Below are 11,279 nucleotides of genomic sequence, written 5' to 3' on the forward strand. Positions count from 1 at the left end.
TCTTAAAGCGGTTTTTATTTTGCTGTAAACAAAATAAAAACCGCTTTAGATATCACTTTTACAAAGTATGTCCCATCCGCTTTGGAATTGCTTCACTGAAGTTTTTCGTAATTTTAGAGAGAGAGACCGAGATCGCTTTTTCTCCTGCAACAACAATCTCTAAATCGCAAGCAGCATCGCTTACATTACCAATATATTGCCAAGCATTACCTAGCTGACTGGTGAGATAAGCTTCCCATATAGAGCGATCGCTTTCTTTGATCGAAACAACAATCCGACTTGCACCTTCACCAAAGAGAAGTTGGGTGAGGTTTAACCCTTCAGGCAGAGATAGTTGAATCTGTGCAGTAAGTTTGCCAGAAATCGAGGATTCAGCGATCGCGATGGCAAGTCCACCTTCGGCACAATCATGGGCAGCTTGGATTAAGCCTTGGGCGATGCCTTGGCGACAGGCAAATTGCACTTTGCGCTCTAGCTCAAAATCCACAGGTTGTGGACGACCTGTGACTTCACCGATAACTGAGGCGAGATATTCTGAACCTGCGAGACTGGCGCGATCGCTACCGAGTAAATAAATGGCATCACCAACATTCTGCCAACCTTGTCCGACGACTTTGGAGACATCTTCCACTAAGCCAACCATGCCGATCACAGGTGTGGGATAAATGGGCTGAGCGTTGCCTTCGGAGTCGATGGTTTCGTTATAAAGGGAGACATTACCGCCAGTCACAGGTGTAGACAATTCGCGGCAAGCATCGGCAATACCGCGACAAGCTTCGTGTAACTGCCAATAACCGATCGCATGTTCGGGACTGCCAAAGTTTAAATTATCGGTAACGGATAAAGGCTCAGAACCAACACAGGAGAGATTCCTAGCTGCCTCCGCAACGGCTAGTTTTGCGCCTTCATAGGGATCAAGATAGACATAACGGGCATTACAATCGACGGTAGCGGCAACACCCGCAAGGGAATCAATTTGGCATTGAGTAGAACTTACTTCTCCAGCACCAAAACCTTGACTGCGTAAACGAATTACCGCCGCATCAGCACCACCGGGGAAGATCACTGTATTGTTTTGAACTTGATGATCGTATTGGCGATAGACCCATGCTTTAGAAGCGATCGCAGGAGTGTCAAGTAATTTCAGTAGAGCATCGTTAGGACTAATTTCTGGGAAAGAGGCGATCGCGGTTTTCTCATCCCACGCCCAAGCTTTCTTGGCATAGTCGGGCGTATCTGCTAGCTGACGATGATAGATCGGTGTATTATCTGCCAAAGCTGTCGCAGGGATCTCCGCCGCAACTTCACCATGCCAGAGAATTCTGACAATCGGTTCCGCGAGAACTTCTCCCGCAACCACCGCATGAAGTCCCCAACGTTCAAAAATCTCAATTAGCTCTGCTTCTCTTCCCTTATGGGCAACAAATAGCATTCGCTCCTGAGATTCCGAAAGTAGATATTCGTAGGGAGTCATGCCCGATTCTCTGGCAGGAATCTTATCCAAATCTAGAACCACACCTACGCCACCTTTAGCTGCCATTTCCGAAGTAGAACAGGTCAAACCTGCTGCGCCCATATCCTGCGCGGCAACCACTGCACCAGTTTTGAAGGCTTCCAAACAAGCTTCCACTAGGGACTTTTCTAAAAAGGGATCGCCCACTTGCACCGCAGGACGGCTTTGCTCGGATTTATCAGAAAGCTCGGCACTGGCGAAACTTGCGCCTTTCATGCCATCACGTCCAGTAGTAGAACCCACGTAAACCACAGGATTGCCGACACCCGCAGCCCCAGATTTGACGATTTCCTTAGTTTCCATAATCCCGATCGCCATCGCATTCACAAGCGGATTACGGTTATAAGCCTTATCAAAATAAACTTCACCGCCAACGGTGGGAACGCCAATACAGTTGCCATAGCCTGCGATACCGTTAACGATGCCATTGACACGACTCCGCACCCAAGGATCTGACAGTTCGCCAAAGCGCAGTGAGTTCAAAATGGCAACAGGACGCGCTCCCATCGTGAAAATATCGCGCAAAATACCACCCACGCCTGTCGCTGCGCCTTGGTATGGTTCGACTGCCGAAGGACGGTTATGGCTTTCAATCTTAAAACTAATCGCAATATCATCGGTAATCTTGACTACGCCCGCATTTTCCCCCGGTCCAACCAAAATGCGATCGCCTGTAGTGGGAAATTGCTTGAGCAAAGGTCGCGAATTTTTGTAGCAGCAATGCTCTGACCACATCACGCCAAACATCCCCAATTCGGCTTTGTTGGGTTCACGACCAAGGCGATCGCAAATCATTTGATATTCGTCTAGGGTCAAACCTTCAGCTTTGATTTCGGCTGGGGAAAATTTGCGTGTTTGCTTGTCGGCGGTCATGGCTATGTGCAAAGAATTATATATCTCCTGCTAATTTTATAGTAATTGGGAGAATCCTATCTCAACTTCTATAGTACATCCGTCCCCATGACTTTTCTTTTCAAGACCAATACACGAGGTCTAGCACCTGTCGCCAAGTTAAATCCTAACCCAGCACGAAAAATTTCTGGCATATAGTATCTTGCATCATCATTTCGAGCCTTATCTTCATATATAACTCCCATGATCTCAAGCATAGTTATAGTTTCAGTATCTAGTTTTAAGTCTTGCGCTTTAAATGGAATGATTTTTTGTTGCTGCGGATAGCTTGCAATAATTTCAACCCATTGTTTGAACGCAGGGTATTCGTCTTGTGCTTCCTCCACTTTATCTTTACTGCAAGGATCTAAAGCTCTTCGTACTGATTGGGGTGGTAATAATCTAGTTGCTGACCATCTTTCAAACTGAACTTCACGAGAGTTTTCTACTGTAATCTTCGCAGCATTAAATAAGAATCTAACAATATCTCTAGCTTGTAATCTACCATTGAAATCAGTTAAAGCTGCAAACACCCAACTTGCAGTTCTAGCCTCTTTGTCACCACCTAACTTTTCACCCCATAGCTTTTCTAGTTCCTGAAGTAACTGATCTCGTCCAAAACTATCTAACTGATCTTCACTAGTATCAAAAACTTCACCCTTAATGCAAATCCAATATACTAATTTTAAAAATGAATTAGCATCCCAAGAAAGATCATAGGAACGATATAAGCTTTCAAATTGACCAGAGTTTTGATTGAGTGCATATCTTAGAAAGTCACGGCGCAATAAAATAATCAAGCCCAGATTAGATTGCCTAACCTCTGACAGTTTATTATTGGGAATATTTATCAAGGCCCTAAGAGCTATTTGCTGCTGGCGATTAAGAGCAATGTCTTGGAATATATCTTCTAGTCCATCTATCAGTAAGATAACCCGTGCATCTTTTTCTTTTAGATGTAAGTTTATCTTCTGTAAGGTAATATTCTGATCTTCTCCTTGTTCAACACCCAAGGCTTTGCTAATTTCAATAATCCAAAAGCGAGTCCATTCTAGTTCATCTAGATCTTCTTTTAATGCAAGTTGAATTCTTTCTTTATACTCAGACTCAAAAAAATCATCTGTTCTTAGGGCGTTCTTAACTTCTCTTCTAGAATCTTCAATAATTATTTTGGCATTATCTTTAAGATTATTAGACTGTAAAAAAGGGAAGATGTATGTATACGATAGGAATGGCAAGTCTTCTTTCAAAACATTATGAAGAAACTCCTCCCAGTATTTAAACCTTGATAGCTGAACATATATAAATGTTTTTCCTGCACCCTTTGCACCAATAGAAACCACTCTGGGTAATTCATCTCTGAAATTGTTTGCTAAATTTTTAAGTGGTTCTGTGACTAGTAAACTATCTCCTGTTCCATTTTCTGCATATTCATATTGTTGACAAACATCTCTAAATCTTACTAAATCTTCAAATCTGCTAGTTCGTGACTCTGTTTTGTATACGGGCGTTGGGGTTAATTGTGTTGCTGCCCATTCTCTAGCAAATTGGGCAATTTTCGAGTTAGATGATAACTTACTTGAAGCATCTTCCCAACTATTGACATATAAAAGTTCCTGTAAAAAATCGGTCTCTTGAATTTCTAGTCTTGTTTCATAAACACTAGCATCTGTAATAGCTGCATCCTGTCTATATGCATTTCTCAATCTCAATAAAATATTATAAAATTCAGGTAACTCCTTCATTTCAGAGGTTAGGAAACTGATAATCACCGTAGGATCATAGTAATTATTATTCTGCATCTCGCTATTTGTTTGAGATAATGCAGTACAACTTAACTGTTTCAATACCAATTCTAACCCCGAAATAGACTGTGATGCAGCCGTAGTAACCAAGAAACGTTGAACTCTTGGATCAAAAATCAGAGGGCTAGATATTTCGCTCAGTCCAGCACGAAGATCAACCATGACATAATCTGCCCCCACAGACTTTCCTAACTCATAAATCGCATCACTAAAAGTCCAAACATTACCCAAACTTTTAGTAAGATTTTCAGGTAGTATAGGCGTATCTAGTAATTGATCATCGCTTAGACAGGCAGGTAAAAAATAACAGATTGACTTGCCGTTATGTTTTGGTGACCTTGATTTTTTTACTTCTTTGGCAATGGTTTCTAGGGTTTCTTGTTTTGCTAAAGGAGAATAGTGATAGGCTTCAAGAAAGTCGAGAAATGAAATAGCTGGCTGCTGTTTCTCAGCACGATTCCAATAGGTCAGCCCAGGAGCTTCTAAGTCAGAATCTATGACTAAAACTGTAATTGGTTTATTAACTTCATCTGCACGTTTTAACAGAGCAAATAGGTAGGCTACTAGATGCGTTGTCCTTCCGACTCCACCTTTGAATGAATAGAAAGCTACTAGCTTAGTCTTTGTCTCGTAGGGCTGTGGTAGAGGGATTTTAGGAGATGACTCAATTGTATCTGTCAAATCTTCACTCACATAGGCAATTTCTTCCCAGAATGGGCGGATCGGTCTTGATTCTTTCTGTTTGTCACCTTCAATCAAAAACTCTACTGGTAACGTGTTGTTTCCTAGATCTAGTTGAATAATCTGCTGATCGACCTGATACCATTCTTCACCAAACCATTTTTGCAATTCTGACTCTACAAACGACTGATCTTCCGCAGATATTAAGCTGATCTCTACGGCATCTGAAAAACAGTCAATACTATTAACGCCTTGAGGCAGAGATTTACCATAGGAGGTTTTTTTTCTGATTAATCTTCTTATATCAAGCCATGTTAAAAATTTTAATGATCTCATTAATTTATATCCTGTTTAATCCATTCTGATATTTTGAGTAAATATCTTTCTAAATCACGATCTGTTGGATCATTAGCGTTGTTGCTACTAATAGCCTCGCCTCCGTAACGCCACATTTGATTGATTTCACCTACAGATACTTCTCTCCTAGAAATTATTTTAATTTTGTTGGGAAGTCTAAGATTTTGTTCTACATGCAAATTGTCTAAGAGCCTATTAATATTGTGACCGCAGTCAATAATTTTTGGACAAGCTAATGTAGAATTTACCCTGTCTCTTTTCATTATTGATGCTTTCAATCCACATTCTATTGCATAAAATAATAACAATCTGTGGGCATTGGTTTTAGTTTGGGCTAGTTCGTAAGCCTGAAAATTGTTTTTCCATGCTCTTTTCATTTCGCGATCACTGAAATGTATTGGCATATGTTTTTAAGCAGCACTTCTGAAATATGACCACATCACGCCAAACATTCCCAATTCGGCTTTGTTGGGTTCACGACCAAGGCGATCGCAAATCATTTGATATTCGTCTAGGGTCAAACCCTCAGCTTTGATTTCGGCTGGGGAAAATTTGGGTGTGGTGATATTTGCGGTCATAGTTAATGCAAAAAATGTTTAGGCTGCTGCTGAGATTGCTTAGTGATTGCTCTTAGCAGCTATTAATCTAACATTTTAGTCGCTTAGTCGCAAAAAGCATAAAGAGACAGGAGCTTAATATGCAGACTCCTTTCTCTTCTCAGAATAATCAACTTCCCCAAATATAAATAGAGCCATTCTCCATCTTAAAAATTCTCGCACTTGTACCATCAGCTTGTTCTTCACCCCTTTGCTGATAGACGATACCACCACGATCATCGGTGTAGACATATGGGCGATCGCGTTTGGGTTGAAAACTATCCCTTACTCCATCTTCCCAAATAATATCAATAAATCCTTGACGTATCGAAAATACACAGGGCATAGATACCTTGGCAAGGCTAGCTCCGTTCGGGAAGTATTGACAATAGGCTTGGATGCTATCAGCTCTTGCGGAAAGGGGAATTGCTAGGGGGATTGCGAATACTGCGATCGTCGAAATTATCCCTTTTAGAATAGTTTTCATAGTCTTCAATAATTTTGAATTTGAGCTTATGGATTCTAGAATATCTAGTTTATTCGTTACCCATGAGTGATTTATATCACCGAATATTTGAGATATTTTCCATGATCTTTGGGTGATATCAATGTAAATCCAGTGCTATAATTCAGGCTAAGTCTTAAGCAATATGATTACCATGCAGACAACAGATCCAGACAAAACATTAGTAACAGTCTTGATGCCTTGTCTGAATGAGGCAGAAACATTGGCAACTTGCATTCAAAAAGCTCAAAAGTATTTCATACAAAACCATCTAAATGGTGAAGTATTAATCGCTGATAATGGTAGTAATGACGGCTCTCAAGAGATTGCAACTCAATTGCAGGCTCGTGTTGTTCATATTAAAGAAAAAGGTTACGGAAGCGCTCTTCAAGGAGGTATCGCTGCCGCAAAAGGAGAATATATCATCATGGGAGATGCCGATGATAGTTATGATTTCTCTAACCTAACTTTATTTATCGATAAACTCCATGAAGGCTATCAATTGGTCATGGGTAATCGATTCAAGGGGGAGATTAAGGACGGAGCCATGCCCCCCTTGCATCGCTATTTAGGTAATCCCGTTCTCACATGGATTGGACGTTTATTTTTTACCAGCTCCTGCGGTGACTTTCACTGTGGTTTGCGGGGATTTAGAAAGGATGCGATCGAGTCACTGGATTTAAGAACTACAGGTATGGAATTTGCCAGTGAAATGGTTGTAAAAGCTAGCCTTTACAAACTGAAAATCACGGAGGTTCCGATCACTCTTTATCCTGATGGACGCAGCCGACCACCCCACTTGCGAAGTTGGCGAGATGGTTGGCGACATTTAAGATTTCTACTACTCTTTAGCCCAAGGTGGTTATTCCTTTATCCTGGGACATTTTTGATGTTTTTGGGCTTGATAGCGACAATCATTTTGCTCAGTGGTGTCAAAGTGCATTCATTAATTTATTCAACTACAGCCATCATTATTGGTTTTCAGATAGTTGCATTTAGTATGTTTACAAAAGCTTTTGCGATCAGTGAAGGATTAATTCCTGAAGATATTCGCTTGATTAGATTGTTGCGCTATTTCAGTTTAGAAAAAGGATTAATCATTGGCATCCTCATTTTACTTATTGGTGTAGTTGGTTCGATTTATGCTTTAAAAATCTGGGAATCTAGTTTCTTTGGGGGCTTAAATCCTGGTGAAACTATGAAAATTGTGATTCCATCAGTTACTTGTCTAGCTCTTGGTTGTCAAGTTATATTTTCTAGTTTCTTTTTAAGTGTAATTGGTTTAAAGAGACGTTAAGTGACGTTCAATATTGCTGAGAATTAGTTATGAATGATCCATGGTTGTCTGTGTTAATACCAACTTACAATGGTCAAGATTATCTCAAGTTCACGATGGAATCAATATTATCTCAAGGTGATGATGCGATCGAATGTATTGCGATCGATGACGGTTCTACCGATGGTACTATAGAAATCCTTAATTCATACTTAGATAAATTACCAATTAAAATCATTCAGGGTGAGCGAAAGGGCAATTGGGTCGCTAGTACTAACTATGCCCTATCTATAGCTACAGCTAAATATGTATGCTTCTTACATCAGGATGATATTTGGCTGGGGGAAAGACTTTGCACAATGAAGCGGTTAATAGCCAAATATCCTGAAGTCAATTTTTTCTTACATCCTTCGCTATTTATTGATCAAGCAGGTCATGTTTTGGGTGAATGGAATTCGCCCTTACCTGCTTATCCAAAATTAATCCCCCCAAGCATGATGACAGAAAGTTTACTAATTCAGAATTTTATTTCTATGCCTGCTCCTATTTTTAAACGAGAGGTAGCAATTAATTTGCAGGGACTTGATGAAAGCCTCTGGTACACAGCAGATTGGGATTTTTGGCTAAAAATTTCTACTTTTGGCTCAACTCTCTATTATCCAAAACCACTTTCCGCATTTCGAGTTCATTCTAATTCCCAGACTGTCATGAGAAGTTCTAGTCTAATGGAATTCCAAGAGCAAATGGAAATTGTAGTGGAGAGATATTGGAGTCAATGGCAAGCAACCCCATCTATCCGAAAAAAGATAAAACGAATTGCAAGTTTCTCAATTCAAGTAAATACAATTTTAGCAGGTATATTTCACGGCTATAAATTGAATTTTCTGAAATTATTAGTCGCATTTTTAGGGCTAGGTTTTAGAGGATGTTATCAATATTTTCAATGCTCTCGGATCTGGGAACGGGTGTCTGCGAGATTAAAAATAAAATTCACTTCATAATCAACAAATTACTTACCTATTAATTCAGTAAATTATTAATGAAACATATTCATTCACGTATTAAATCAAAGGTTTTAGATCGTTCGTTAAGGAATCAATTTCTTAGGTTTTTTACTGTAGGAGGAGTTTGTGCTTTTTTAAACATAATAATATTATATGTATTAACTGATTTGTGTAAATTTCATTATCTGGTATCAATTTTAATACAGAACATCTTTGTTAATAGCATCGGCTTTTATCTCAACAGATCATTCACTTTCAAGAAAGCCAAAAATAATTTTCTGCAAGGGCTAATCAAATATCACATAGTCATGATCTCAAGTTTACTAATAGTCTCATTTCTGATGTATTTATTCGTAGATATTTTCCACATATGGTATATGACTGCTTTTATTATTGTGACTGTTATTATGATTGCTTACAATTTTATTTCTCACAAAAAATGGACTTTTAATAAATAACAAGTACATTTTTATCTACTGAATTTACATATATTACGAACAAAAGTTCTATCTACATTAACAAACTAAAATACAATGAACATAAAAAAAATACAGGAATTATATGCTAGGAATATTGTCAAAGTAGTCTTAATTGCTCTACTAGTAATTACTATAGTCAATAGAGGAACGTTAGGGAGTATTGATACAACAGTAAGATTACAAATGGCTCATGCTTGGTGGACAGGTACTGAGGAAGTAGATCCGAATTATCAAGCAAAGTTTCGAGGTGATCTACAGTCTGGAGTTATAGGGGCTGGCAGTAAAAGATATTTGGCTTATGACCTCGGACAATCTATTTTAATGCTTCCAGGTGATTGGTTAGGAACTCAGTTACATCGATTTTTTCCTAACACATCATCTATGGATTTACGACAGGCGGTAGTCGCTTATTTAGTATTTGTTCCATTAAATATTGCTGCGGTGATGGCTTGTTTCTGGCTACTAAAATTAATGGACTTCAGTGATTCAATTTCTAGTTTAACAACAGTTACTTGGTTGCTATGTACTACTGTTTTAGCCTATGCCCAAGAACCTCAACATAATAACCAAATATTACTATTTGTCACCTTAGCCTATGCCTCTATTATCGCCTATATCAAGTATGGGCAATCGCATTTTATGATGATTAGTGGACTAGCTTCTAGCTTAGCTTTATTAATTAGATTTAGTAGTATTGTTCATATACTAACCATTGGGGTATTTGCTGTAGCCTGTTCAGTTTATTACTATCGCAATATACCCAAATTACTTAAAGCTTTTGGTCTGTGGGTATTAGGTTTTTTACCTTTAGGTATTTTGGGACGAGTTTTTGATTATTTACGTTATGGGAGCTTTTGGACAACTGGACAAGCATTGTCTGCACAGCAATTGACCACTGATCCTAAATGGAAAGGTTTTCCAGATTTTCCTCCTAATTATCCTTTTATCAATGAACCCCATGTTGGTATTCTAGGTGTACTTTTCTCACCAATTAAAAGCATTTTTATTTATGATCCTTTGCTTATTCCTTGCCTAATTATTGGATTTCTTTATTGGAGAAAATTTTCTTATTATATAAAAGCATATTTATTAGTAGGAATATTAAACTTAATTCTGCATATCATTTTAACTAGTAAGCTAGTTTTCTGGGGAGGTGATTTGGCTTGGGGAGCTAGATATCATGTTACTTCTGTACATTTGTTAATCATTCCTCTTTTAGCTGTGTTGGTGCAGGAGACTTTGTTAAGTAAAGGTTGGAGGGAAAAAATACTCAGGGTGCTTTTTGCGATCGCCTTAGTTGTCCAGATTGCATCGGTCACGATTTATCATGGCATCGAAGTTTCGCAATCCCCTGTGACCAAGCAAGATTTTGCTCCAGAAATTTATTCTTCTCAGTTTCGTTTAGGGCAACGTTTTATTAACATTGCCTGTCACTTTAATTCTGCTATATCAACGGCATGTATTAAGGATCTTCCAATATTGCCATTTAGAAAAAATCCACCAGCTTTTATTTGGTTATGGAGATTTTTAGTAGCCTTTGCGATCGCTACAATATCTTTATTTATCTACAAAAGCCAGAAAATTGGTAAAAGAGAAGTATTAGGAATTCTCAACTAGCTAAATTGAGTATAGGTGATATAAGATCTTTTAATCCTCATATTCTAGTTGAAATTGCAGCAATAAGGTGATCGCTATCAATGGAAAATAGAGAAGGACGCTCTTTTGTAGGAAGAGTCATAGCAGTAATGAAGTCAACTTTCCACCTTTGACTATAGGTTGTAGGCAGAGCGACAAGATCATCTTGAGATATCCTTTGAAGGGCTGGTTGCGAATTACTAAGTATACCCACTAGTTTCTCTGCCTGATTGCGGACAATGATCAAAGATGGCTTAGAAGCAACAACAGCACCATTAATTACTAACTGTTGAATATCACTACTCTGGACTTTTGTTTGATGAAACAGCAATTTTCCAAGATCAATGATGGGAATATTGTCACCAGCAAAAGTAACTTTGGGAACATGTTTCTCAAGGGAAATAACACGATAAATAGATTCTATTGGTAAAATAAACCACGCAATACGTAGTCGAAACGTGACATATTGCTGTCCGATATCAGGTCGAAGTTCGAGAAGTCTTTGCGATCGCAGGGAAGAGATAGCTGGCATAGTCT

General features: G+C 38.8%; 9 protein-coding genes and 1 pseudogene. 4 read left to right on the plus strand and 6 right to left on the minus strand.

Annotated features, from left to right (window positions below):
* Positions 1–58: 58 nt before the first annotated feature.
* The 5 genes and pseudogenes from purL to NMG48_RS09415 form a co-directional block, all read right to left on the minus strand.
* The gene (gene purL / locus NMG48_RS09395) at positions 59–2,386 is read right to left on the minus strand and encodes a phosphoribosylformylglycinamidine synthase subunit PurL (RefSeq protein WP_271254978.1); all 2,328 of its coding nucleotides are present in this window, start codon (positions 2,384–2,386) and stop codon (positions 59–61) included.
* A gap of 68 nt (positions 2,387–2,454) precedes the next feature.
* Positions 2,455–5,226 carry a KGGVGR-motif variant AAA ATPase gene (locus NMG48_RS09400; protein ID WP_271254979.1) on the minus strand — a complete coding sequence of 924 codons (2,772 nt, stop codon included), beginning with the start codon at positions 5,224–5,226 and terminating at the stop codon, positions 2,455–2,457.
* Positions 5,226–5,651, minus strand: a complete 426-nt coding sequence (locus NMG48_RS09405; RefSeq protein ID WP_271254980.1) for a hypothetical protein — start codon at positions 5,649–5,651, stop codon at positions 5,226–5,228. Before NMG48_RS09405 ends, NMG48_RS09400 begins: the two co-directional genes overlap by 1 nt.
* A gap of 27 nt (positions 5,652–5,678) precedes the next feature.
* Positions 5,679–5,825, minus strand: a pseudogene (locus NMG48_RS09410) (hypothetical protein); the annotation flags it as partial.
* Positions 5,826–5,973: 148 nt separating this feature from the next.
* Positions 5,974–6,330, minus strand: a complete 357-nt coding sequence (locus NMG48_RS09415; protein ID WP_271254982.1) for a hypothetical protein — start codon at positions 6,328–6,330, stop codon at positions 5,974–5,976.
* Between the two features lie 172 nt (positions 6,331–6,502).
* Between NMG48_RS09415 and NMG48_RS09420 the strand changes: the two genes are divergently transcribed.
* The 4 genes from NMG48_RS09420 (at position 6,503) to NMG48_RS09435 (ending at position 10,724) form a co-directional block, all read left to right on the plus strand.
* On the plus strand, positions 6,503–7,645 hold the full coding sequence (locus NMG48_RS09420) for a glycosyltransferase family 2 protein (protein ID WP_271254983.1): 1,143 nt from the start codon (positions 6,503–6,505) through the stop codon (positions 7,643–7,645).
* A gap of 29 nt (positions 7,646–7,674) precedes the next feature.
* On the plus strand, positions 7,675–8,625 hold the full coding sequence (locus NMG48_RS09425) for a glycosyltransferase (RefSeq protein ID WP_271254984.1): 951 nt from the start codon (positions 7,675–7,677) through the stop codon (positions 8,623–8,625).
* Between the two features lie 38 nt (positions 8,626–8,663).
* On the plus strand, positions 8,664–9,086 hold the full coding sequence (locus NMG48_RS09430) for a GtrA family protein (RefSeq protein WP_271254985.1): 423 nt from the start codon (positions 8,664–8,666) through the stop codon (positions 9,084–9,086).
* Between the two features lie 75 nt (positions 9,087–9,161).
* A complete protein-coding gene (locus NMG48_RS09435; protein WP_271254986.1) occupies positions 9,162–10,724 on the plus strand; it encodes a hypothetical protein in 1,563 nt (520 codons plus the stop codon).
* A 37-nt stretch (positions 10,725–10,761) separates the two neighbouring features.
* Here NMG48_RS09435 and NMG48_RS09440 read toward each other — a convergent pair whose 3' ends face one another.
* Positions 10,762–11,274 carry a chemotaxis protein CheW gene (locus NMG48_RS09440; RefSeq protein ID WP_271254987.1) on the minus strand — a complete coding sequence of 171 codons (513 nt, stop codon included), beginning with the start codon at positions 11,272–11,274 and terminating at the stop codon, positions 10,762–10,764.
* Positions 11,275–11,279: the final 5 nt, after the last annotated feature.

Source organism: Pseudanabaena sp. Chao 1811, from assembly GCF_027942295.1.
Taxonomy (GTDB): domain Bacteria; phylum Cyanobacteriota; class Cyanobacteriia; order Pseudanabaenales; family Pseudanabaenaceae; genus Pseudanabaena.